A 21,499-nucleotide genomic window follows, 5' to 3' on the forward strand; every position below is an offset into this window, starting at 1 on the left:
CGATTCCGCCAACAAGTCGCGGACTGGCCCTGCTCAACTACGGCAACTTGATTACTCCCGCTGAGAGGCGGTCATTCCACATCGCACCAGAAAGGAACGTCTCATGATCCATCATGATCCGCATTGGCACGTCCTGCGGCTGTCATTGACCCCTGCGGGGCTTGATTGGTCGCTACGCTCTTCCTGCCGGGGAGCAAGATGTGGCTTTGTATCCAAAGCCAAAGCCTTGCAAGGAGGGCTCGCCGCCCTCCGTTGCATCCTCCCGCATGCGCGCGCGGAGCGCGTTTCTCAGTTGCGCGCTTGGCGCGTGCGCTGCGCGTTGGCTCGCGAGGTGCCGCATGCCTGATGGCAATGCCGCGAGCCGACTCGATCAGAAGATTCAGTTCCGCCTTTCAGGCCGGGACTATGCGCTGCTGGCGGAAGAGGCGGAAGCAAGCCGCTTGCGCGTGAATGAACTGGCCCGCCAGCTTGTGGCCGGACGGGCGCAGCGAGGCCGCGAAACGCTTTCGCTCGATCCGGCTATCGTGCTCCAGCTTCAGGAGATCGGCCTGCGGCTTCGCCCCATGCTTCCGGTGATCGGCGATGATCCCGCGCTTCGCTTCAAGGTCGCGGAGGTCTGCCGCCGCATCGAGCGGCTGGTCGATGTCGCCGTTTCCGGGGGGAGTCGCTGATGGTGCCTGTGATCGCCGCGAGCGGGGCCAGCTTTCAAGGGGCCTTTCACTATTACTGCCACGACAAGCAGGGGCGGACGACGGCGCGCGTCTCATGGACGCAGACCGTCAACATGCTGACGGATTGCGTGGCGAAGGCTTGGAAGGTGATGGCTTATACCGCCAAGAGCCAAGACCGACTCAAGGAGGTCGCAGGACAAAAGGCAACGGGCCGCAAATTGAGAAAGCCGGTCTTCGCCTATTCGCTTTCCTGGGCTCCGGAGGAGCGCCCCGACCAGGCGACGATGCTCGCCGCCGCCATGCGCTCGCTTGAGGAGCTTGGGCTCGCCGAACATCAGGCGATCGTCGTGTCGCACAGCGACCGCCCTCATTCTCATGTCCATGTCATCGTGAACACGGTGCATCCGCGAACCGGACTGGTGGCGAAGCTGACATATTCCAAGCGCAAGTTGTCCGACTTCGCATCGCGCTATGAGCGGGAGGGAGGGCACATCTATTGCGAGCTGCGTGAACAAAATCGCCGCCAGCGCGAAGAGGGCCAAACCACCACCTACGCCCTGCCCGCCATCGCGGATGCCTGGGCGAAATCGGCGGACGCGGCGGGCTTCGCCGCTGCGCTGGAAGCGCGCGGCTATCAGCTCGCCCATGGCCGCAAACGGCTGGTCGTGGTCGATCCGGTGGGAAAGACCATCAATCCGGTCCGCCATTTGGGCGGCGCCACGGCCAGGGATTTCAACGTGCGCATGAGCGCGCTGGATCCGGCGTCACTACCCACCCCCGAACAGACCCTTGCGCGCCGACAGGCTGCGCGGGGCGCATGCATCGAAGAAGAATTGCCAAAGGAGCAACAGGCGAAGGCTGCTCTTGAAAAGGTTGCCGCGAGGCGCGAGGAGGAGCGACGGGAACTGGATCGCCGTTGCAGGGAGGAGCTTTTGGAAAAGCGCCAGGAACTCGGACGCTTCTACGGCGTCGCCGCGAAGCGGGCCGCGCTTTCGCGCCTGATCGCAGAGCGGGACCGTGAGGGCATTTGGCGTCGTCTCGCCGGAATGCTCTTCGGGCGCGACCGGCGTTTGCGGCATGAGATAGAACTGAAGACGGCGGAGCTCAGCGACATCCGCGCGCGGGCGCATGAGGCGTTACGCGCTCTGGAGAGCAGTCATGCTCTGGCGAGAGCGGGCCTTGAACTGAGGCAAAAAATAGAGCGGGAGGACTGCGCCACGGTCTTCGATCTACCGAACCTGTCTTCTCAATGGCGTGACGTGGCGAACGGACACGAGGTGACGAGATCGATTTGGCCTATGGTCCCGCCCAGGGTTTTTCGGATGCCGTGAGCGTGATATAGTGATTCGGAACTAGGGGCGAAAGGAGACGCGGAGTGGGATGGCCTGAATGGATTGCGGTTCTCTCCGTGGTGACCGCGCTGGCTTCGCTGGCGGTTGAACAACACCTCACGCGAATACAGAACAATGATGAAGCCAAGGCCCGCCATTACGACCGGGCTCAAACCCTCATTCTCCGCGCCCTTGATGATCCCGGGTTGCTTGAGGCGATCAGCGGAACCTCGGACGAAAACCAGAAGCACCGCCGCTACCGGCAGCTTTGGTTCAACCATGTGGAGATGATCTTCCGGCAACGCCGCTTCTTCGACAGGCAACATTGGCAGGGAACGCTCAACGATATCCGGAGCTTCATGAACATGCCGGCCATGCGAGATCATTGGGGCAGCCACGGCCACTATTACGCTGGCGATTTCCGCCGCTTCATGGACCGCGATATCCTGGGGATTGTGGCGGAAGCCCCGTTGGCCGGGGCTCCGCCAATCGCGGATTAGGCTTCAACGACCTGAGCTGCGATCTTCTTGAGGACGGTGAGAGGAATGCGAACGAATCCTTCACCCTGCGGGGCTGACAGCGCGCCCTGTTCGGCTGAGTCTAGTTGGTAGCCCTGAACGTAGGCCGCGTCGCCATCGGTCAGGATCGCGGCGGGGCAGCTTCCTCCATTGCACATTTCGGCCATCGGGCCATTCTCGCCCAGAATTTTCCGTATCGTCATCGTTTTGAGTAGGTTGTGTTTATCGACGACGAATCTGCTATCGTGAACAGAATGTAGATTTTGTTCACCCATGCCCCCGGGGACTCCATTGTTCGACAGGAATGGAAACCGTAAGTACCTCAATGCGTTTGAACGGCTCCGCTTCTACGAAGCGGCTCTTCTTCTCCCTGATGAAGGTGAGAAAGCATTCGCCCTCACCGTGTTCTACACCGGGTGCAGAATCTCCGAGGCTCTAGCGCTAACGCCTTCTGGCGTTGATCAGGCGGAAAGGCTTCTGGTGGTAAAGACGCTCAAGCAGCGCGGAAAGCAGAAGCATCGCGCCATCCCAATTCCCGATGTCTTGCTTTCGCTGCTCCATCAACAGACTGCGCCGCTTGCCCCCGACGCGCGCCTGTGGGCCTTCTGCCGCACGAAAGGCTGGAAGGTCATCAAGCGGTGCATGGCGGCGGCGGGTCTGGACGGAATCAAGGCCACGCCGAAAGGGCTGCGCCATGGCTACGCTATTGCCTGCGTCTCGGCGGACGTGCCGCTCCCGACGCTTCAACGGTGGCTTGGGCATGCTACCCTTCAGACTACCGGCATCTATCTGGATTTTGTAGGCGAGGACGAACGGAACATCGCAGCGAAGGTCTGGTCGAAGGTTCTCGAGTCCACGGGGGCAACGAACAAGAGGTGAGGCGATACTTGTAGCTAGCTACTTCATCCAGGACAGGTCGAGTTCACCTTCAAAGATCGTCCGGCGTACGCTTGACGGGCGGGACTCGTATTGCACGCCGGTAACCAGATGCACTTTGACGTTGTCCGGCTTTAGCCGGAGAGTTGGCTCACGGTAGTCCGCATTCGGATCCGGAAAGTCGAACTCTATTGGCCGGATAGGAAGAAAACCCCACGAGTCCTCTTCGTCAGGTTCTTCCTCGGCTTTCTTGGGAATGGTTACCTGCACGGAAAAGTCGGGAGAAGGCCCATCATCATCCCAACCATCTGGAGCAACAGAAATCGTCGTACCCTCAGGCGTGTCGAAGGGCTCGGTTCGAGAAGCCCGATGAAAGAGAGCCAAATTGAAGCCGCTACCAGTCTGGACGGAGGGGAAGAGAAGCCCGTCAAGCCCGCGCTCAGAAGCCAAGTAGTCGGCGATCACTTGAGTTACTAGGTAGTCCCGATGTTCGCGCTCGGGCATTGCTGGTTGAACAATGCGGCTGCTGAGTTCGCGAAGAAAGGCGGCCCGTTCAATCAGGGGTCGGGAATCTGGGTCGAAATAGCTCTTTCTAACAACTATTTCTCCGAGATTGCGGATGTCGAGTATCCGCACCGGCCGCAGTAGTTCAAATTCACCGACGACAACGTTTGATCCCACCGGTGGACGGACTTCGGCCAGAGCTGTTGCTTCCTGGCTTGCTCCATAGAAGATGGAGATACCTTGTGCGTTCATTCGACCCGCTGAAGCCCTCTCGCTTGGGGGAGGAGCTATCTCTAGATCTGGTCGTTTCAGGGCTTGTTCAAGACCACCCGCTGATTGAAAGACGCGGGCGCGAAATAAAGTCAAAATGTCAGTCCCGGGCCCGATGTCTCTAACAATACGGTCGCCGGAAAATGTGACAAAATCTTCAATACCTTCAAAAACTGCGTTCAGAATCTCGCTGGCGTTCCTGCTAAAATAGCGGCTCTCTCGATGTAGAGTTCGCTCGAACGAGGACCATGCCTCATGATGGTTCCCGTAATGGTCAACAGCACGAGTGCTATAGTGTGAGTCCTTAGCAAAATCGGACTCTTCACCCATTTTTGCTGCTTCGAAATCAAAGTGCCGAGCAGAAAGAATCTCAACAAGGGCGTCGGCGACTTCTTCACCAACGCCAGCCACCTCCGATAATACATCGACCAAAGGGTCTCCGTCGCGGTCCCAGAAGTAGCCGGATTCCGAGTTCTTAAGCAGCCAATACTCATCGTCCGAAGGATCGGGCGAGGTGCGCTCAAAGTGCTTGGCGAATACTTCCTCAATCCAATCCGCCACCAAACTGAGCCGAACCGCCTTCGCATTTGAGGAATTGCAAAAGTCACAAATCGACTTCCGGCCCTCCTTCTGCATGCGTTTTTTGAGAAACGGGTCTGAAACGCATTTCCAGCAGAGGAGCTGCTCTTCGTCGTCAGAAATAGATCCGTTCATCGCGGTGGAATTTTGGTTTCGGTCGTATGGGATAAGAGCCATTGCTACAGGACGGCTGGCAATCGCTGCTCAAAGGAACTGCCAATCACTGCTCCATCGTGTCGCGGAGCCGAAGATGTCATCCTGCACCCGGGGGTGAGGGAATTCGCGATACGCTGACCGCCCAGAAGCTTCATCGGATCCAGCGAGTTTACTGCCATGCGTCAGGAAGAACTCCGCTACGCGCACTTTCGATTTTCACCCGCTTTCCTCGTAAATCTCAAGGAAAGCGGGTGATTGTTATCAGTGTTCCTTGTCACGGACGGAGCGGGGATCGCGCCCAGGAGCAATTGTGTCTTTGCTCACGATTTTTCCATCCCGGCCCAACGTCGTTCGCTCGCCGCCCCCTTGCCGCTGGAGCTGCTCTTTTGCAGCAGCGTTTGCTTCGGCTTGGGTTCGATGAACACTCGATGGACGGCTGGCGTCCACGCGCTTGTTTCGCCACTGCCCATCGGGGCCTTGATACACGGTTCTATCTTGGTCTTTCATGTTTGGTCTGAGTTCGTGCCCTCCCATGAGGGGACGAACTCATTCATGCCACGCTTCTGCTCGCCTGCAATCGAAAAAGTGGAAGAGAATTCTTTGGGGTGTGTCAAAGATCGCCGGAGAGGCTCATAAGTAACCTACGATCAGGAGAAAGTGTCGCGGTTGTGGGTGGAAGAGTTCTGAGTTTTCTATTGAAAAGTCTTCCATTCGTGCTAGTTTGCGCCTAGTCCCACCTCACGAGGATTCACCATGGAAGATTACGAAAAATTAAGGGACAACTTCGTCCACCTAGCCCGCATCGCGCTCTCGCAAAGACCGCAGGACGTCCAGGCGCTGTTGCATCGCGTTGCCAAGCAGAACTCAAACGACAAGGAGTTATCGGCCGGGTTGATTGAATTGCTGAGAAAGCAGCCAACCCGTTCGTCTCCTTTGCGCCGCAGTACGGAGTCCGCGGTGCCAGTGGACATTGATTCACGGTTTCAGCTTTTACGCACCGAGGAGCATCCAGCTCTAGCCCACGAGCCCATTTATGAAGAATCCGCACAGAAGGTGTTGAGCCGATTGGTCGAGGAGCGGAAAAATGTTGGCCGTCTTCTGGAAGCTGGCTTGGAGCCGACGAGAACCGCGCTGTTTACAGGGCCCCCGGGGGTCGGGAAAACGATGGCCGCGAAATGGATGGCCAGAGAACTCGGCAAGCCTCTTCTGGTTCTGGATCTCGCGGCAGTGATGAGCAGCTACCTCGGACGAACCGGTTCTAATTTGAGGCACGTCTTAGACTATGCAAAATCTATCGACTGCATCCTACTCCTAGATGAGTTGGATGCGATCGCAAAGAGACGAGACGATACTGGAGAGATCGGAGAGCTGAAACGATTGGTCACGGTCCTTCTGCAGCAACTTGATGACTGGCCGCCATCGGGACTACTTCTAGCCGCAACCAACCATTCCGAACTGCTTGATCCGGCTGTTTGGCGGCGCTTCGAAGAAGTCGTTGAATTTTCTCTGCCGGAACGAAATGCAGTGAAGGCCTTCGCTGGCGATCTACTAAAGGGAGCTGTCTCTGAGGCGAGTGTCTGGCCAGACGCCTTGTCGATTGCCATGGCAGGACTTTCTTTCAACGATATTGAGCGTGCCATCACCAATGTCCGCCGAGTTGCTGCGATAGATGGGGGCACATTAGAGGAGCACCTGCCTCAACTTGTCCGGCCAGAGCGTCATTCCAAACAAGATATGATCGAGCTCGCGACTATGCTAGTTGACTCCGGGTTGGTATCTCAGAGAAAAGCTACAGAACTTACCGGAATCGCAAGGGAGACAATTCGTACTCGGTCTGGAAATAACGTGAAAACTCGAAGGAAAAGAGCATGAAAAAGCAGAATTTCTTACTGGGCCGGGGCGAACGCCTTACTTCGAGCATCCTGGTCCGCTCCGGCGGAGCGCCGAAAGAAGCTCCGTATACATTCGGAGAGGCTAGGGAGCGGCTTGCTCCTATGCTGAGCGAGGCGGTCTCTGATGTGAGCAAGCTCCCGGCGGATGCTTGTCCCGGCGACAGAGCGGTGATCATGCTCACCCTCAATCCGGAGTATCTCGCTAAGTCCTATTTCCCGCAGGATCTTTTCAGTCAGATTGGCATGGAGCTGCTAGGAAGCCGTCCCCAAAAGATTAAGCCCGAGAAACGATCTCGAGACCGCGAGCCGGAAGAAACCATGTCAACCCAACTATTCGCCTCGGCACCCCGGAGCGTCCTGAGGAACTGGAGTGCTGACCTTGGCAAATGGCCGGAAAGTCACAAGGGCGCTTCTGATCTTGTCGGCATCGAAGCGATTTCTGCGCCGGCTCCCGAGAATAAGATCAAAGGCGGGCTTCCGCGCGAGGGGGAGATTCCAATGGAGCTTGTACTACATGCGGGAGAGTTGGAACTGCATGTGATAGATCAATTCTGGGAATTCTTTAAAGCCCGCAGGGTTCCAGGCACCTTCAGGAAGCGGTTCTTTGCCCAAGGACTTTGTTTTCTGGAAGTAGTCGCACCTGCCGAGCGCGCTGTGGAGATAGCGTCTTTTTCCCCCGTGCGGGCACTTCGTAAGATGCCTGAACTTCGGTTCCTACGTCCAACAATCCGCTCGTCCGGTATTCCGACGGTTGCTCCCGAATTGCCACCGCTGCTCCCAATTGTCAATTCTCCGGCTGTCGCCATCTTTGATGGAGGGATCCCCGCGACGCATCCGATTACCCGCTGGGTGACGCCTTTTGAATTTCCGGGAATGAGCCCCGCGACAGCGGAACTCCTGGAGCATGGAGTGGGAGTCAGTTCGGCAGCACTGTTCGGCCACATTGATCCAAAGTCCCCGATCCCCGCGCCGTTCAGCAAGATAGACCACTATCGGGTCATCGACAGCTCTCCCGAACAGAACCCCTATGAGCTGTATGAAGTATTGGAGCGGATTGAGGTTGTCCTCTCCTCGAGGAAGTATGACTTCGTCAATCTCAGCATCGGGCCGTGCTTGCCTATCGAAGACGACGAGATTCATGCTTGGACTGCCGTGCTGGATGACCGTCTTGCACATTCTGACACCCTCGCCACGATAGCTGTCGGGAACGATGGAGAGAGTGATTCAATCACAAGGCTCAATCGGGTCCAGGTGCCTGCGGACTGCGTGAATGCTCTGGCAATTGGAGCATGCGACAGCAGAGAGAAAGTCTGGAGCCGGGCGCCCTACAGCTCGATCGGACCAGGCCGCAGTCCTGGGCTCGTCAAGCCGGATCTCGTCGAATTTGGCGGCGCTTTCGAGCGACCCTTCATCGTTCTCAATGCCGATATGACGCCGAAATTGGCAGCAACGGGTGGGACTTCATTCGCAGCCCCCAGCGCGATGAGAATGGCGACCGGAATCAGGACTCATTTTGGTAACAACCTTAACAATCTGGCGATACGATCGCTGCTAGTACATACGGTATAGGAGAGCGAGCACCCTCATGAGGAAGTTGGATGGGGTAGAATTTCAGCGCTTCTCGATGACATCGTTCTGTGCGACGACAATACTGTAAGAGTTGTTTACCAAGGAGAGATCTCGCCCTCAAAATATATCCGGGCAGCCATTCCAATGCCCGGGAGCAAGATCGTTGGAAACGTGACGGTTAAGGCGACCATATGCTACAAGTCGCAGACTGATCCACACCATCCGAGCAATTATACCCGTGCCGGGCTGGAACTGAAATTCCGGCCTCATGATGGGAAATTCACTCGCAGTGACCAAATGCACGCCGACACAAAATCCTTCTTCGGTTCCTCGCCCACCGGGGCAACCGAAGACGAATTGCGGAGAGATGCCTGGAAGTGGGAAAACTGCCTGCATGCGTCCAAGACGATGCGGGCCTCTTCCCTGCAGAATCCTTGCTTTGACATCCACTATAATGCCCGGTTAGAGGGACGGGACTTTCGTCCGGCCGAGAAGCTGCCCTATGCACTTGTAATCACGGTCTGCGCAAAGAACGCGAAGGACTTCTATGACCAGATCGTTAGGAAATACGCAACACAACTGGAACCTCTGAAACCGATCCTCGAAATTCCGATCCAGGCGAGGCCCTGATAGGCTAGGCTCGCGGCAAGATCTTGTGTTTGATCCGGGGATGTAGAGTAATCACCTTCCCATCTACGGAGCGAAAAGTGAGGCGAGGCCCCCTTGATCGGAGCAATCGAAGACGGCATTTGTCCGTCGCTTGGGGGGCAGCGTGGACTAATCGCTTGAAAATTACGGCAATTTGCCCCAATTTTTGCTCCGGCGACAGAATCTACATTCTGTTCATTCGCAAGTAGGGAGTCGGCCTCTCCTCGAGAGGAATTAGCGGGATATTTCATTGAAGTGCTCCCTTTGGGGTGATGCTGGCCGGCAGAGTTCGGCAGCAAGTTGTCGTATCGCTTCTTCCCGGCTGGGTAGCGTGGCTTCGACCTTCGGCTCAGGCTCAGGCTCAGGCTCAGGCTCAGGAGGGCGCTGCGCTGACTTTGCAAACGCCTGATGTGGCTCTTCGATCAAGCGTGGATCACTGGGTTCGGCCTGGGCGATGGAGTAATTTGGGCCCCTCCAGGTATTTCCGGCAGGCGCGAATCCGGGCGGCGGCCTATACTCTAACGTGAAGTGACTATACTCCTCTGCCTCCTCTGCCGGCAAGCTCTTGGCCTCCTTGGCATCGTGCGCCAGGGAGAATTTCCCGCGGATGCTTTCATTCATATGATCGTGTGGTTGGCGATTTATTCGAGAGAAGGCCCCCCGCTGACGGCCTTGGGGAGCTGCGACTGCGATTCGGGTGCCTCTGGAGCGGAATGTTGCAGTTGGAAGGAGGCATCGGAGGCCATCTGCAATGCGACAGCAAACTGCTGGGCTGCCTCCACGGACCGGACGTTTGTGATTCGGAATGGCCGGCCCCCGTAGACCATTTCAACCACCGAAAAATCGAGCTTGGCCTCGTCGTGCTTGCTCAACTTGTTCTCTGCCATCTCTCTCAGCAACCGATTGTATTTCTTCCAAGGGATTGGCGATCCGGCTGCCCTGAAGCCGATGAGAACATTTTCCCGTTCGAACCGGTTTCCATTGACCCAGATGTGAGTTGGCGTGAATACGACCTTTGTTTCACTAGGGAACATCAGCTTGGCCAGTATTTGCGGCGTTGGCGTTCCCAGGATGACGCCGGTTGCGGCGAGGCAAAGGAAGAAGGCGCATAGGCCAACCTCCAGGTTCTTCTCAGGAACGCTTACTGTGAGGCCAAATGCCAGGATCCATGCTCCTGCGATGGCTGCTTTAATCAACACCTTTGCGATCAGGTAGCGAATCAAGGTAACGTGTTGAGTAGCGATGAAGACCGTTCTGGCGTTGAGGTCCGCGTGAACTTCGGGCCAGACAGGAAACTGCGGGTAGTTGCGTGTTAGATTCATAATTTTTCAGGCATGTTCATGAACTTTCGATAGGGTCGAAACAATTGATGGGAGTCGTAGTAAGCGCGGTGTAAGACAAGCGAGGCTGAAGAGGGGCGTATAATGAGCTGTCGCGCCAACTCGTCGTCCCTGCCGAAGAAACGAGAGATCTCCTCGGCGGTCATGAGCGGATGGACGCTTTGGCTGAACGATTGTCCCGTGTTGCCGCTGTTGGCCCGCTCCATATAGCCAGCGCTATTTTTGCTAGACGTCTGGATCGTGCATGTTCCAAGACGACTCGAAATCCACTCCAATGTCTTCATGTCGGAGTTGCCGAAGAACTGCAATGTGCCAGCATTGCCCAGAAACGTTGCCCATCTCTTTTCGTAGAGAGCTTCCAGTTGCCCAAGGTCTTGGAGTATGGGCCACAGCTTGCAGCCAAGACCTGCGATTTGGCCGGCGGCATCCTCGAGGGCTTGAAGCCTGCCGAGGACGGCGAACTCATCCATGCACATCAGAACGGGAAAAGGAGGTTTGGTCTTCTCCTCTTCAAAGGCTGCGAGAGCAAGATTGACGAACAATCTCAGCCAACCAGCGCAGATCCCCATGCGCATGGCGGGGAGGCTTAAGTAAACCGTGAGAGGGGAAGTTTTCAGATCGCGAAGCTCAAAGCTATGCGCGCTGAGAACGCTCTCCATTTGCGGGAACCCGAGGAAATTTACGTGACGCCTTAGGTTGGAGAGGACCGAACTGCGCTCATTGTCGGGCTTGTCGAAGAATTGGTTCGCAAGTGCAATTACCGCCCCCTCCGCGGCATTGTTCTCCGCCATCTCCGCTTTCAGTGCCGAAGACCTCTCCATGATGCACCGATAGACGGTGACAAGGTTGCGAACGTTCCTGTAGAGAGGATAGGTGGCGACGTGGAGGATGACGCCTACCGCAAACTGCTTCGCGCTCTCATCCCAGTGGGGGTCCTTGGCGCCAGATGGTACGATTAGGGAGTCTGCGATTCTTCCGGCGTCCTCAAGTTGAGTCGCGCTTTTGGGATGAATCAACGTCAGTGAATTATATCCCCCACCTAGGAGGCGGGCGAGTTCCCCTGAGGCTTCGAATGGATCCAAGTTTACGACCTTATGCCCTAAAACTTCGGATCGCCATAGCGCCGTGTCTCTGGCGAGATCGCCTTTGGGATCGATTACGATCATCGAACCCGGATAGGTGATTAGGTTTGTGATGATGGTGCTTCGCCCTTTTCCAGAGCGCGATCCTGCAATCGTTACAATGTGTCGATCATCCGCGACCCCAACTGCGCTGCCGCCCGAAGCATGCCGCTCCAACCGCTCATCGGGGAGACGGAATTCCTTAATTGCGGATCCCACCGTGCCCAGGAAGATCTTCCCTTGTTTGTTCGGGGTTCGGAATTGTAGGGAAAGGGTTCCTGCGATAGAGGACTCGGGGGCAAAAGTTGCGCTAGGCGGGTTCGACTGCGCCCCGACTCCTCGTTCAAAGTTTTTAAAGAGGCTTTCAGACATGACTCTTAAGGTTCAAAGTTCAGAGGATTCTTGTTGAGTTTGAGAAGCTCGCGGAGCAGAGAGGGAGAGGCGGAGCCGCCCCTCCCTCAAACGGCAGCGGATGGCGGTTACTTCTTGCCGCCTTGGTTCTGCTGGTTCCATTGCTGCAACTGACGCTGCCGCTCCCGCTCGTAAGCCGCATTGTATTCCTTGCGGCTGATGTCGTTCGAAAACGACTGCGGTGATGCCATGCCCAGACCGCGGTAAGCGTCTTGGGCGCCTTTATCATTCGGTTTCATTGGTGTCTTTTAGTTTGTCTGTCGCCTTAGTCCGGAAGGCTTCGGAATCGCAGCCGGGTGCACTGGTGGTGACGCGCTCTGCGATTGGTTCGAAGTTGCGCCCAAAACCCATCGCGGCAATCAGGTCTTCGGTCGGGCAAAATAGGGCAAAAATAACTCGTTGATTCATAACAGCTATTTTCGTTACTTTGCGCAGAGATTGTCCTAGGCTGTCCTAGGATTGTCCGATCTACATGGCGTTCCTTCGCCCTAACCTGAATCCATGAAACACACCCCTCCCGACCTATTCAAAAGTCTCGTCGCGCAGAGAGTCTTCTCAAAATCCCGGCGCAGCTACATCATGGAAGGCCAACTATTTCTGCGGTGGCTGGACGCACTCGATCTGACGATCAAAGCTTTCGTGAAACCAATCTCGCGAGCCACGGGAGACCTCAGAGCCTGGGGTAAGGCTGGCAGTCCGAGCGAGGGCTCGCTCAAAAATCTCAGAGCGGGAAGGCCTTTGAGCCAGGCCTTGATCGAAAGGATTCTTCCAGCGATGCTGCATTATGACCCCGGACTCACCCTTCTCCATGACCTCAACGCGCAAGGCCAGCGTGGATTGCTTCCTCCCGGAGCCATAGAAATGCTGCGAGGCACTTGGGAGGAGTTTCATTACACCTCTCAAGGGGGAGTGTCCCGGATCACAAAGGCTATGCTCTGCGTGGTTTCCGAGAAGGAGGTCTTCTATGCGATCTATGAGCCTACCCTTACCTCTACAGGGGCCATCCACTATCACGGTGAGATCGAACTTGAAAGCGAATGCGTGATCTTTCGCCTGAGCTGCGACCATCCCAACCTGACGGAGAAGCTGACTCTTCGGTATCGATTCAGCCACCTTCTTCCAAAGCAGAATCAGCTTGAGGGCTTGTTCACAGGAATTAATTTTGAAAAACTTCCCATGGCCTCTACCTCCGTTCTGCTTCTCAAGGACAAACGCGGAATCTTGGCCCACACGAACCCCCTTCCACAGAAGATAACCCCCAAGAGTGACGACGACGCGATCGAGCTCCTTCAGAATGCCCGGGACTACATCGAGCATGGCCCCAAGCGCCTTGTAGTCCACCGGCGATGGCCGCAGGATCTTGTCGCCGAGGAGATTAGAAAGCTGGGCCGAAACGAGACCGTTGACATCATTACGACCTATTTCTCCAACTACTATGAGTTCGTGGAGCTCATTGATGAGCTTTCGAAAGAAAAACCCCTTCGGAAGTTTCGCTGCATTTTCGCTGATCCGCGCAGCAGCGTGTTCGAGGTGCGGTTTGCCTTCGTTGATGGCAATCACACAAAGGACTTGCAGGAGCAGGCAGCAAGATTGCTGGAATATGGCGCAAGGGGAAAAGGCAAGCGTGGCGTGTCATTTGAGATCAAATACAGCCCGTTCTGGCCCATGGGTCTCGCGTTGCGAATTGGTCAGTCCGCCCTTTTCTACGGAAATATCTTCGCGACCGCTGGCGCGAGAACCGGTGCGATCATCGAATGTCGCGACCTAAACAGCAAAGCGGCAAAGCACTTCGACGATGATTTCAGGAAAATCTGGAATCTGACTTCCTCCGACTCGCTCGGTGACAGCCTCGTCAAGGAGCTGGTGGCGAAGCGCCCAAAAAAGCGCTAACTGGATTTCCCTTGTGCTCCTTGAAGCTTCCGACCAATCCGGCGCTGCGACGTATATAATATTCGATTTCGTCGTATGGACTGGCTCTGCGCTTTCTGTGCAAGGCAGTGCATTCTTTCCATTCCTTAAGAAATAAGGGATGTGAGACAACCCCATACTTCTGAGGATGGTTTTGCGCGAGCCTGTTGAATTCAGCTCGGCGGCTCTCGATGATCGCGGCCTTCTCTAGACGTCCGGTGGGGAAATCGTCGAAGAGGAAGCGTGTTGAGGGGCGGCTGATCACCTCGCTGTTACTGCGACTCGGTACGTGCTTTCCAAAAACGACTGACGCCATCTCTACCACTCTGTTCAGGGCGGTGTCTTTCCATCGCTCATCACCACGGAGCCCAAGATAGATGCGCTCATGTAGATCGTAGACGGGCCACGGTAGCTTTACCTGAACCCAGACCATGGAGTCTTTTCCTCGGTAGTGTTCTGTGAGTTGATTCAGACTTACATTATTGAAGAGGGGTGCCATCACAATCTCTTCACCTTCCGCTGGTTCCCACTCCGGTAGCCAGGGATTGTCACGGACAATACGAATCTCGCCCACTTAAACCTCCGTCAGCGCGAGTTGAGAAGTGGACATAATATCCAATAGGGGGCGATTTTGCAAGTTCTGGGGCAAGCTCTTCCTCAGCGAGGATGGGCGACCAAAAATGTATTTCGCTTCAATGGCTTCACCGCCTTTACCGCTGTGTGTTGTGGAATGGTGCGGCGAGTCGCGAGGTTGGGGAGTCTCGGCCCAGCATGGCGGGCTGGCGTTCTGAGGAAATGCGCGACCTGCCGGATGAGCGAGTAGCGAGATGCGTTTATGTAAACATAAACGGTCTCGCCAAGGGGGGATGGATCCCCCCGTTGGATCCCCACGGCGGTAGGCGCCGGGTGGCTGGCAGCAGTCGCTCGATCTACCGGCGTTGGCTTTGGGCGAGGCTGGCGAACGTCTTTCAGCGATGCCTCGTCCCCGGAAATCAGCTCATGATCAGCGCGCGCGGCAGGTGATTTTTCGCCTGACTGAAACCGAGTACGCTCGGCTATGCGTGAAGGCTAACGAGGCGGGGTTGCCCGTTAACGAGCTAGCGCGCCGCATCTCGTGCGGCGGCAAGCTAACCTTTACCACGCACCGTCGGCATGATTCCGCCTTTCTTAAACGGGTCGATCGCATCGGGCAGAATCTCAACCAACTGGTGAAGCGCGCCCATATGCTGGGCGCAATGCCGCCAGCGATTATCGACCTGTGTCGTCGCATCGACGCTCTTATCGACGAAGCTTTAGAGGAGGGCGCGTCATGATTCCTCGCGTGGCCAGCGGCGGCACTAGCTTCAAGGGCGCCTTCCTTTACTACATGCACGATAAGGACGCGGATACGCGCGAGCGCGTTGCCTGGACCAGCGTGGAGAACATGAACACTGACTCCGCCGACAAGGCGTGGCGCGTTATGGCCTACACGGCTGGCAAGCAAGAGCGGCTTAAGGAAGCCTCCGGGCAATCGCGCGCTGGGCGCAAATTAGAGAAACCGGTGTTCGCGTTTTCTCTCGCCTGGCATCCGGAGCAGTCGCCGGACGCCGGGCATATGTTGGAGGCGGCGCGCAGCGCTCTTAAGAAGCTAGGTCTCGAAGATCATGAAGCTGTCATCATCGCTCATGAAGACGAACCGCAAAAGCACGTCCACATTGTCGTGAACCGTGTACATCCAATTACTGGTATGGCTGGCGATATCCGAAACTCAAAACGCAAGCTCTCAGATTTCGCGCGGGAGTATGAGCGCGAGAATGGGAAGGTCTATTGCGACGCGCGGGAGAAAAACTTTGAGCGTCGCCAACAGGGGAACGAATCCTTTTACGAGGATCCGGTTCTTGCTGAGGCTTGGAAGAGGTCTCGCAATGGAAGCGAGTTTAAGGAACTCCTGGACGCCAGCGGATATGCTTTGGCGCAGGGTCGAAAGAGGATTGTCGTAGTCGATCCTCACGGGAAGATTCACAATCCCGCGCGGCTGCTGAAGAATGTGAAGGCGGCGGATTTGAGGGGTCGGATGTCGGATCTCGATCTCTTCGCCTTGCAGGATGCTGACCAGGTTGCCGCTGATATAAGGGAGCGCATCAAGCGAGAGCAACCGGGGCGGGACAGCGCTAATGGAGACCGTGAGGTCGCAGACCGCTCCGATTCTCGATCGGAGGCGGAGGCGGATCGTGCTGACGAAAAGGCAGCCGAGCCCGAGTTGGGACCTGAAGCCTCGGAAGGGCATGGGACCGGAACGGAGCAGGAATCCAAGCCGGTTCCTCCGAAGGAGAAATCGGCCTTCGAGCAGCTAGCCGAACAGCAGGGGCAGGAGCTGCGGGAGCGCCATCGGATGGAGCGGCAACGGCATATTGAGCAGCTGCGCGCCCGGATCGTGACGTCAAAGCATCGGCTGCGGGCTTACCACGAATTAGAGGAGCGGAAGGCGAAGCTGTTACAGCTCCGCCGACGAATCGACGAGGCCCCTTTGTGGAAGCGTCTTTGTGGGTTCACCCGGAAGGATCGGGTGGAGATGCAGAGCCAGCTCACGACCTACCGGAGAGAAGTGAGCCAGTTCAGGGCGAGCGTTGAGCACGTCAGGGAGGACTGCCGGCGTTCGCTCAATGAGATGGGTCTCCGGCAGGAGCTTGAGAAAGAGCGGTTTGAGCGCAGCATTGAGCGGCTTCGAGAACGTGAAGACCAACCGCGGGATCGGCTGGAGATTGCCTTGGCGCGCGCTTCCGAGAGGGCAGCTTCCCGTCAACGGGACCAAGGCCGTGAAAGATAGTGAGAACAATTTTCGGCGACTGCCGGATGAGTCTGGCCTCCCAATCGTATCACCGATTAGTAAGATGAAAATCGTGGAGGATGTTAATATCGGAACTCCGGGAGGCGATGAGGTTGACGCCGCCTTCGAGCGGCGTCTCAGCGCCGTGAGCCGAGCCGTGGAGGATCATCATGTCTGTTTGGTGGACTACCTTCACAGGCTGGCGGGCCAGCGCCAGGATGCCGAAAACCTTGCTCAGGATCTGTGGGTCTACGTGCTCCTCCATTTCGACGAAGACAAAATCCAATCGCTGCCGCTTCTGCGGCGGAAAGCCTTTCAGCTTTTCGTTGATTACTACCGCCGCTTGGTCCGCCGCGGCGAGGTGATTTCTGATGAGGTGCCCGACCTTCCATCTCCAGTGGTCGCCGATACTTTCGATAGCGAAAGCGAGGCTGCATTGAAGGAGAGGTTCTGGGCCGAATACCCGGGAATCGACCTTACCGACCGCCAAAAGGAGGTCCTTTGGCTCCACGCCCGGTATGGCTTCACCTGTAAAGAGATCGAGGGCCTGATTTCGGTTCCGGCTTCGACCGTGGGCGATTGGTTGACGCTTGGGCGGCGAAAGCTCGCCGAGCGCATCAACGAGGACATGAGGGTGAACCGCTGAAACAATCCGACCCTAACCCCTTTTCAATATGAACCCGCCCAACGGACCCCTGATCGAACCACAGGAAGTGGACCGGCTGATCTCCAGCTACGGCAAGAAGCCCGACCCTGAGCGCAGCAAAGAGATTCAGGACGCGCTCAGCGCCTGGAAGGAGAAGTTCCGTGAAATTCAACGCGATCACCAACGCTCGATAGACCGCGGTCGCTGAGCCAATCGTTTCTAAAAGCCATGATCCCGCCCCTTGTCGTCGAATTGCGCCTGCCGGAGGACCAGCTGAAGGCATTGGCCTCGCTGATCGCTCAGACGGTGGGCGGCGCGACAGGCCGCGCCACCTACACTGTGGCCGAGGCCGCGCAGAGGACTGGTCAAAGCGAAAAGACCATCCGCCGCCACATTGAAGCAGGACGACTGGCGCGGATTCCCAACATCCACAAAACGCTCATTACCAGCGCTGCGCTCGATCTCTATATTAAAGGGGGGGCGTGAGCCCTTATACCCCTGCAAAGCCGCCATTGCAGAACCAGTCACTGGAAGCTGCGGCTTCGTAGAATGCTGCTTCCCAAGAATTCATGTTAGAGGCTCTCCAGCTTGCTTCTTCCTCCGACAAATGTGCTCGAACTTCGGCTGCGCCGCAGTCATCTAGAAGGTTCTGCAGGCGATTGCGAATGCCGGTCAGTTGATTGGCGGAATTCGTGGCGAGCAGTTCTTGGAGATCGAAATCTTTGAAGTGCCATTTCGCGCGCTCAAATTTCAGATCGTTCCAAGAGGCTGGTTTTGAAACTCCGAATTTGAAGACTGCTGGCGCTGACTGCTCCACTTCCGCAGTCAGCCAGATTGCATCGTCAAAGTTGTCGAAGTAGGGGTGAAAGGCTTGCGTTTCCTTGCTGGTGATTGCTCCTGATGATCTGGCGCCTTGGCACCACGTGCAGGCAGGATAAAGATTGTGAGGCGTGAGTGCAAAAAGTGGGTACTGCGCTTTCGGTAGGTAGTGGTCGAGGGTATTGGCGGTTCCGATCTCGCAAAGCGGGCACCGGTCATTTGGCGATGATTTCCTTATTCGGTAATACACCTCACGGCCCGGTCCAGCAGCCGCCGCAAAACGCTGATTATAGACCTTAATCATCTCCGCTTTGGTGACATCGCCGACGGAAGCAGAGGTCGCGAATTGATGAAGGTCGCATGTCTCCGCGCGAGCGTCGTAATCCACGGCCCCGCGGACGATCTGCGCGCGTATGGACACGAGTTTGTCATGGAAGTCCGTGTCCGTCATCTTGGTCAGGCAGAGATCAAAAACATCTCCTGGAACCAGAGGCAGACCGTTAGCGTCGGTGGGCTTCGGCAGGGGCTTCATGAGTCACCATCCGTGTCCGAATCCTTGTTAGACATCATCGCTCGAAGTATGGCGCGAGCTTCACCGCCAAGCCTTCCTCGGAATTTCTCGACGGCCTCCTCGTAAGTGTCCACTTGGGCCACGACTTCTTTCAGGATTTGGTGAAACCCCGAAGCGGTGACTTCAAGGGTGAAGACTTCACGGGTAAGAACTCCGATGTTCTCTCCAAATGTTTCGATCACCGGGCGCTCGGGGACGCATTCCAATCCGATCCGGCGCAGCTTCCAAACGCAGTTCTTCGGGACTTCCTGCAATACGACAGGAGAATGGGTGGCTACGATCGCCACGCCATTGCGATCGATCAGGATGTCAGAGAGCGTTCTGACGAAGGCTGCGAGGAGGGGCGGGTGAAGGTGTGATTCAGGCTCGTCCAGAAGCACGAGAGTCCGTTCCTCAACCTTTTCGATCAGGCCGGCTACGGTTAGTAGCACGATCTTGTGTCCCGAACTCAGCTCGTTGAGAAGGGGATAGGAAGGTTGGAGCTTCGACTCCTCCTTCGCCTCGGAGAGCTTTTGGGAGATTTCGAAGTCTGCGAACACGGGATCCGATTCCAAAGTTTTCAGGCTTGCGATCCACCGTTTCCGCCGAGCTCCCACCAAGCAGGCGCCGATAGTTCGGTCCAATTCAGCAACGAGTTGTTCCGGAGTTTTCGGCTTGTTGGCCCTTTTGGGTGAGCCGTCATATTCCTTGAGGCCGATGTAGGAATGCTTCATGCCATCCTTGATTTCCCAACTGCTGTCGATCGTGTCGAAGGGATCGAAGGCGCTGAAGGAAACCATGACCACGTTTGCAAATGCCTCAGAGTTCCACTCGTTCTCAGCGGAAGTGAAAGATCCAAAATCTCCTCCAGTGTGAGGACCGCCTGCGGCCAACGCCTTCACCATCTGCGTCAGAGTATAGGTCTTCCCGACGCCATTGCCCCCGATTATGACGTGAACATTTGTTGGCGGAAACGATTCTGGGCGAACCTGAAACTCCAAGCTAAGCGGGGTAGAGTCCGCATCCTTGCCGCGCTTAGGGTAGTCGTATCGGAAGCTATACGAAGTCAGTCTGTCTCCGCCGCCGAGCATTCTTCGATACGCCCGCTCTACCGTCGTAGTCGTGACCGAGCGAAGAAGCGAGGTTGTGGTTACCTGCTCTTCTTGGATGTCGTGCCAAAGTTCGCGGTCGGCCACGACATCGCGCATCGCATGGGTGATTGCGTCTCGCAGCTTCGCGGGGAGCTTCCCCAGCTGCTCGTAATATTCGTCTTCCTGTCCCAACGAGAAGAACGTCTCATCCAGCTTTTTGAAAACTTTAGGGACGCTGGGAGCTCTCTGGCCAGGTTCCGTTACCCCTGAAGGCTTTAGTCCGAATTGCCCAATTTTGACGTTTCCCAGACGATGCTGGTTTCCCTCTTGATCGAAAACGACGAGGTGGAACTGTGTGCGATAGCTGCCCCAGTCGTCCCATCGATCGTCAATCAAATAGGCCTGCAACTTTCCTAACGACGGAACGTTGCGATACTCCGAAACTACGGAGAACGATATCTCTAGGCCGTTTTTCGCCATGCTGTCGCGCCTTTACGTGGGTTGGCTGCCGCTCAGGTTATCGGAAGCGCTGTTAGATTCAAACCAGTTTCTTCGCGCTTTCCAAGCTATGCTTGTCGCGGACGTGGGAGTAGGTGCGGATCAGAAGCGCGCCGCCGTCCTTGTGGCCAAGCCACTTCGCCACGGTCGGAATATCGACCCCGGCCTCGATGGCGAAGGTAGCGAAGAAATGGCGGAGGTCGTGCAATCGAAGGTGCGGCACGCCCAAGCGGACGCAGGCGTTAGCCAAAGCAATGCGCGGACTCCTCAGCTTGAAGATAGGGCCCGTCGCGCCTTCGTAGCGCAGAGGGTCCAGAACCTTCCGGAGTGGTTCGAAGATCGGAAGGTTACGCTGCGATGCGCTCTTCGAGCCCCGGACGCCGCTGTCGAAGGTGATCCAGTCCTGAGAGACATTCTCCCAAGTGACGGCCTTGGCCTGACCGTAGCGGCAGCCGGCGTAAGCCAGGAAGCCGACGAAGGCCGCAGACTCTTTGGAGGCCCGCTTTCCCTGCGACGCAATCGAGTCGATGATTTGATCGATTAATTCGCGCGTAGGGATGCTCAGATTTTTGGCGAGGATCTTCACGCGCTTGAGTTCGCGCGCCGGGTCATCAAGCCGGACGCCGCACTCAAGCAAAGCGGCCGTGACGCGGCGCGCCATTGAAAGAATGTTGTTCGCCCGCTGGGCCGCATACTTCGTGGCGATTTTCTTCCACCAAGCCGCGGCTTGGGTCGCGGTCCAGCTCTTGCCCGGCAGATCGCAGGGCAGGGTCTTCCTCAGGATCTCGATCAGCGCCGCGTAGTATTCGACCGTAGGCTGTTCCAGATGCGCGCCTTTCAGGAGCCGGTCGGAAACGAGCGTGATCGCGTCGCCCATGGTCCTGACGTTCGAGGTCGTGGTTTCCAAGGCTGCGGCTCGCAGCGCGGTCAGCCTGTCGTCGCGCTGGAGCTTCGCAATCCGCAGATCCGGCGCATCCAGCTTCATCCGAATGACCTTGCCTCCGACTTTGGCGCGGAGGTAGTAACTCCCACCCGCATGTCTCACCAGATTCTCGCCGACCTGCTTCCACTCGCCTTTCTCGCTTCCTTTCATACGGGCGAGTATGGCGCTTCGGAATTTGGGCGCAAATCCAAAGGTGGTCAAAGCGGGTGGTCAAAGGGCCATTTTGAGCAAATTCCGGTTATCTCAAGTGGTTCATTTACAGTAAATTAGGGCCTGTAGCTCAGCGGTTAGAGCAGGGGACTCATAATCCTTTGGTCGTGGGTTCAAACCCCACCGGGCCCACTTTTATAAT

At 56.6% G+C, this 21,499-nt stretch carries 23 protein-coding genes and 1 tRNA gene; 14 read left to right on the top strand and 10 right to left on the bottom strand.

Going from position 1 to position 21,499, the window contains the following annotated elements; all coding sequences use genetic code 11:
• The first annotated feature begins 338 nt into the window (after positions 1-338).
• The 3 genes from ABWK72_RS01325 to ABWK72_RS01335 are packed head-to-tail and all read left to right on the top strand — an operon-like array spanning position 339 to position 2,502.
• The gene (locus ABWK72_RS01325; RefSeq protein WP_367872972.1) at positions 339-671 is read left to right on the top strand and encodes a hypothetical protein; all 333 of its coding nucleotides are present in this window, start codon (positions 339-341) and stop codon (positions 669-671) included.
• The gene (locus tag ABWK72_RS01330) at positions 671-2,002 is read left to right on the top strand and encodes a relaxase/mobilization nuclease domain-containing protein (protein WP_367872973.1); all 1,332 of its coding nucleotides are present in this window, start codon (positions 671-673) and stop codon (positions 2,000-2,002) included. Before ABWK72_RS01325 ends, ABWK72_RS01330 begins: the two co-directional genes overlap by 1 nt.
• 44 nt (positions 2,003-2,046) lie before the next feature.
• Positions 2,047-2,502, top strand: a complete 456-nt coding sequence (locus ABWK72_RS01335; RefSeq protein ID WP_367872974.1) for a DUF6082 family protein — start codon at positions 2,047-2,049, stop codon at positions 2,500-2,502.
• On the opposite strand, the gene ABWK72_RS01340 is transcribed toward ABWK72_RS01335, so the two are convergent.
• A complete protein-coding gene (locus tag ABWK72_RS01340) occupies positions 2,499-2,795 on the bottom strand; it encodes a hypothetical protein (protein ID WP_367872975.1) in 297 nt (98 codons plus the stop codon). The two genes, ABWK72_RS01335 and ABWK72_RS01340, sit on opposite strands and share 4 nt — an antisense overlap.
• Between ABWK72_RS01340 and ABWK72_RS01345 the strand changes: the two genes are divergently transcribed.
• Positions 2,794-3,399, top strand: coding sequence for a tyrosine-type recombinase/integrase (locus tag ABWK72_RS01345; protein WP_367872976.1), 606 nt, complete (start codon positions 2,794-2,796; stop codon positions 3,397-3,399). The genes ABWK72_RS01340 and ABWK72_RS01345 overlap by 2 nt on opposite strands.
• Positions 3,400-3,417: 18 nt before the next feature.
• On the opposite strand, the gene ABWK72_RS01350 is transcribed toward ABWK72_RS01345, so the two are convergent.
• Together ABWK72_RS01350 and ABWK72_RS01355 are read right to left on the bottom strand one after the other, a co-directional pair.
• Positions 3,418-4,884, bottom strand: coding sequence for an RES domain-containing protein (locus tag ABWK72_RS01350; protein WP_367872977.1), 1,467 nt, complete (start codon positions 4,882-4,884; stop codon positions 3,418-3,420).
• Between the two features lie 282 nt (positions 4,885-5,166).
• Positions 5,167-5,439 carry a DUF2188 domain-containing protein gene (locus ABWK72_RS01355; protein WP_367872978.1) on the bottom strand — a complete coding sequence of 91 codons (273 nt, stop codon included), beginning with the start codon at positions 5,437-5,439 and terminating at the stop codon, positions 5,167-5,169.
• A 219-nt stretch (positions 5,440-5,658) separates the two neighbouring features.
• On the opposite strand from ABWK72_RS01355, the gene ABWK72_RS01360 reads away from it, so the two are divergent.
• The 3 genes from ABWK72_RS01360 (at position 5,659) to ABWK72_RS01370 (ending at position 8,996) form a co-directional block, all read left to right on the top strand.
• Positions 5,659-6,777: an AAA family ATPase gene (locus ABWK72_RS01360; RefSeq protein WP_367872979.1), complete on the top strand. Its 1,119-nt coding sequence runs from the start codon at positions 5,659-5,661 to the stop codon at positions 6,775-6,777.
• Positions 6,774-8,366: a S8 family peptidase gene (locus ABWK72_RS01365; protein ID WP_367872980.1), complete on the top strand. Its 1,593-nt coding sequence runs from the start codon at positions 6,774-6,776 to the stop codon at positions 8,364-8,366. The genes ABWK72_RS01360 and ABWK72_RS01365 overlap by 4 nt, the downstream gene beginning before the upstream one ends.
• A 171-nt stretch (positions 8,367-8,537) precedes the next feature.
• Positions 8,538-8,996 (top strand): hypothetical protein, encoded by a 459-nt coding sequence (locus ABWK72_RS01370; RefSeq protein WP_367872981.1) that lies wholly within the window; start codon positions 8,538-8,540, stop codon positions 8,994-8,996.
• 659 nt (positions 8,997-9,655) lie between these two features.
• Here the strand turns inward: ABWK72_RS01370 and ABWK72_RS01375 are convergent.
• From ABWK72_RS01375 to ABWK72_RS01390, 4 genes are all read right to left on the bottom strand, one after another.
• Positions 9,656-10,336 (bottom strand): hypothetical protein, encoded by a 681-nt coding sequence (locus ABWK72_RS01375; protein ID WP_367872982.1) that lies wholly within the window; start codon positions 10,334-10,336, stop codon positions 9,656-9,658.
• Entirely contained in the window at positions 10,333-11,847 is a 1,515-nt protein-coding gene (locus tag ABWK72_RS01380; protein WP_367872983.1) for a type IV secretory system conjugative DNA transfer family protein, read from the bottom strand. The genes ABWK72_RS01375 and ABWK72_RS01380 overlap by 4 nt, the downstream gene beginning before the upstream one ends.
• Positions 11,848-11,954: 107 nt before the next feature.
• On the bottom strand, positions 11,955-12,077 hold the full coding sequence (locus tag ABWK72_RS01385) for a hypothetical protein (RefSeq protein WP_367872984.1): 123 nt from the start codon (positions 12,075-12,077) through the stop codon (positions 11,955-11,957).
• A gap of 34 nt (positions 12,078-12,111) precedes the next feature.
• Entirely contained in the window at positions 12,112-12,294 is a 183-nt protein-coding gene (locus ABWK72_RS01390) for a hypothetical protein (protein WP_367872985.1), read from the bottom strand.
• Between the two features lie 93 nt (positions 12,295-12,387).
• On the opposite strand from ABWK72_RS01390, the gene ABWK72_RS01395 reads away from it, so the two are divergent.
• From ABWK72_RS01395 to ABWK72_RS01420, 6 genes are all read left to right on the top strand, one after another.
• Positions 12,388-13,776: a hypothetical protein gene (locus ABWK72_RS01395; RefSeq protein WP_367872986.1), complete on the top strand. Its 1,389-nt coding sequence runs from the start codon at positions 12,388-12,390 to the stop codon at positions 13,774-13,776.
• Positions 13,777-14,813: 1,037 nt separating this feature from the next.
• Complete coding sequence (locus tag ABWK72_RS01400; protein WP_367872987.1) at positions 14,814-15,107, top strand: hypothetical protein; 294 nt, start codon at positions 14,814-14,816, stop codon at positions 15,105-15,107.
• 8 nt (positions 15,108-15,115) lie between these two features.
• The gene (locus tag ABWK72_RS01405; protein ID WP_367872988.1) at positions 15,116-16,600 is read left to right on the top strand and encodes a relaxase/mobilization nuclease domain-containing protein; all 1,485 of its coding nucleotides are present in this window, start codon (positions 15,116-15,118) and stop codon (positions 16,598-16,600) included.
• Positions 16,601-16,664: 64 nt separating this feature from the next.
• Complete coding sequence (locus ABWK72_RS01410) at positions 16,665-17,246, top strand: RNA polymerase sigma factor (RefSeq protein WP_367872989.1); 582 nt, start codon at positions 16,665-16,667, stop codon at positions 17,244-17,246.
• A gap of 28 nt (positions 17,247-17,274) precedes the next feature.
• Positions 17,275-17,454, top strand: coding sequence for a hypothetical protein (locus ABWK72_RS01415; protein WP_367872990.1), 180 nt, complete (start codon positions 17,275-17,277; stop codon positions 17,452-17,454).
• A 20-nt stretch (positions 17,455-17,474) separates the two neighbouring features.
• Entirely contained in the window at positions 17,475-17,732 is a 258-nt protein-coding gene (locus ABWK72_RS01420) for a helix-turn-helix domain-containing protein (protein WP_367872991.1), read from the top strand.
• A gap of 4 nt (positions 17,733-17,736) precedes the next feature.
• Here ABWK72_RS01420 and ABWK72_RS01425 read toward each other — a convergent pair whose 3' ends face one another.
• The 3 genes from ABWK72_RS01425 to ABWK72_RS01435 are packed head-to-tail and all read right to left on the bottom strand — an operon-like array spanning position 17,737 to position 21,297.
• The gene (locus ABWK72_RS01425) at positions 17,737-18,597 is read right to left on the bottom strand and encodes a hypothetical protein (RefSeq protein ID WP_367872992.1); all 861 of its coding nucleotides are present in this window, start codon (positions 18,595-18,597) and stop codon (positions 17,737-17,739) included.
• Positions 18,594-20,186, bottom strand: a complete 1,593-nt coding sequence (locus ABWK72_RS01430) for an AAA family ATPase (RefSeq protein ID WP_367872993.1) — start codon at positions 20,184-20,186, stop codon at positions 18,594-18,596. The genes ABWK72_RS01425 and ABWK72_RS01430 overlap by 4 nt, the downstream gene beginning before the upstream one ends.
• A gap of 58 nt (positions 20,187-20,244) precedes the next feature.
• A complete protein-coding gene (locus tag ABWK72_RS01435; protein WP_367872994.1) occupies positions 20,245-21,297 on the bottom strand; it encodes a tyrosine-type recombinase/integrase in 1,053 nt (350 codons plus the stop codon).
• Between the two features lie 119 nt (positions 21,298-21,416).
• On the opposite strand from ABWK72_RS01435, the gene ABWK72_RS01440 reads away from it, so the two are divergent.
• Positions 21,417-21,489 (top strand) — tRNA-Ile (locus tag ABWK72_RS01440).
• The last annotated feature ends 10 nt before the right edge of the window (positions 21,490-21,499 follow it).

Source organism: Luteolibacter sp. Populi (assembly GCF_040801775.1).
Lineage (GTDB): Bacteria > Verrucomicrobiota > Verrucomicrobiia > Verrucomicrobiales > Akkermansiaceae > Haloferula.

Coding starts and splice junctions, on each gene's coding strand:
- ABWK72_RS01360 (WP_367872979.1), top strand. CDS start 5,659: ATGGAAGATTACGAAAAATTAAGGGACAACTTCGTCCACCTAGCCCGC.
- ABWK72_RS01330 (WP_367872973.1), top strand. CDS start 671: ATGGTGCCTGTGATCGCCGCGAGCGGGGCCAGCTTTCAAGGGGCCTTT.
- ABWK72_RS01350 (WP_367872977.1), bottom strand. CDS start 4,884: ATGAACGGATCTATTTCTGACGACGAAGAGCAGCTCCTCTGCTGGAAA.
- ABWK72_RS01380 (WP_367872983.1), bottom strand. CDS start 11,847: ATGTCTGAAAGCCTCTTTAAAAACTTTGAACGAGGAGTCGGGGCGCAG.
- ABWK72_RS01435 (WP_367872994.1), bottom strand. CDS start 21,297: ATGAAAGGAAGCGAGAAAGGCGAGTGGAAGCAGGTCGGCGAGAATCTG.
- ABWK72_RS01390 (WP_367872985.1), bottom strand. CDS start 12,294: ATGAATCAACGAGTTATTTTTGCCCTATTTTGCCCGACCGAAGACCTG.
- ABWK72_RS01415 (WP_367872990.1), top strand. CDS start 17,275: ATGAACCCGCCCAACGGACCCCTGATCGAACCACAGGAAGTGGACCGG.
- ABWK72_RS01375 (WP_367872982.1), bottom strand. CDS start 10,336: ATGAATCTAACACGCAACTACCCGCAGTTTCCTGTCTGGCCCGAAGTT.
- ABWK72_RS01395 (WP_367872986.1), top strand. CDS start 12,388: ATGAAACACACCCCTCCCGACCTATTCAAAAGTCTCGTCGCGCAGAGA.
- ABWK72_RS01355 (WP_367872978.1), bottom strand. CDS start 5,439: ATGGGAGGGCACGAACTCAGACCAAACATGAAAGACCAAGATAGAACC.
- ABWK72_RS01325 (WP_367872972.1), top strand. CDS start 339: ATGCCTGATGGCAATGCCGCGAGCCGACTCGATCAGAAGATTCAGTTC.
- ABWK72_RS01365 (WP_367872980.1), top strand. CDS start 6,774: ATGAAAAAGCAGAATTTCTTACTGGGCCGGGGCGAACGCCTTACTTCG.
- ABWK72_RS01345 (WP_367872976.1), top strand. CDS start 2,794: ATGCCCCCGGGGACTCCATTGTTCGACAGGAATGGAAACCGTAAGTAC.
- ABWK72_RS01340 (WP_367872975.1), bottom strand. CDS start 2,795: ATGGGTGAACAAAATCTACATTCTGTTCACGATAGCAGATTCGTCGTC.
- ABWK72_RS01425 (WP_367872992.1), bottom strand. CDS start 18,597: ATGAAGCCCCTGCCGAAGCCCACCGACGCTAACGGTCTGCCTCTGGTT.
- ABWK72_RS01430 (WP_367872993.1), bottom strand. CDS start 20,186: ATGGCGAAAAACGGCCTAGAGATATCGTTCTCCGTAGTTTCGGAGTAT.
- ABWK72_RS01410 (WP_367872989.1), top strand. CDS start 16,665: ATGAAAATCGTGGAGGATGTTAATATCGGAACTCCGGGAGGCGATGAG.
- ABWK72_RS01420 (WP_367872991.1), top strand. CDS start 17,475: ATGATCCCGCCCCTTGTCGTCGAATTGCGCCTGCCGGAGGACCAGCTG.
- ABWK72_RS01385 (WP_367872984.1), bottom strand. CDS start 12,077: ATGGCATCACCGCAGTCGTTTTCGAACGACATCAGCCGCAAGGAATAC.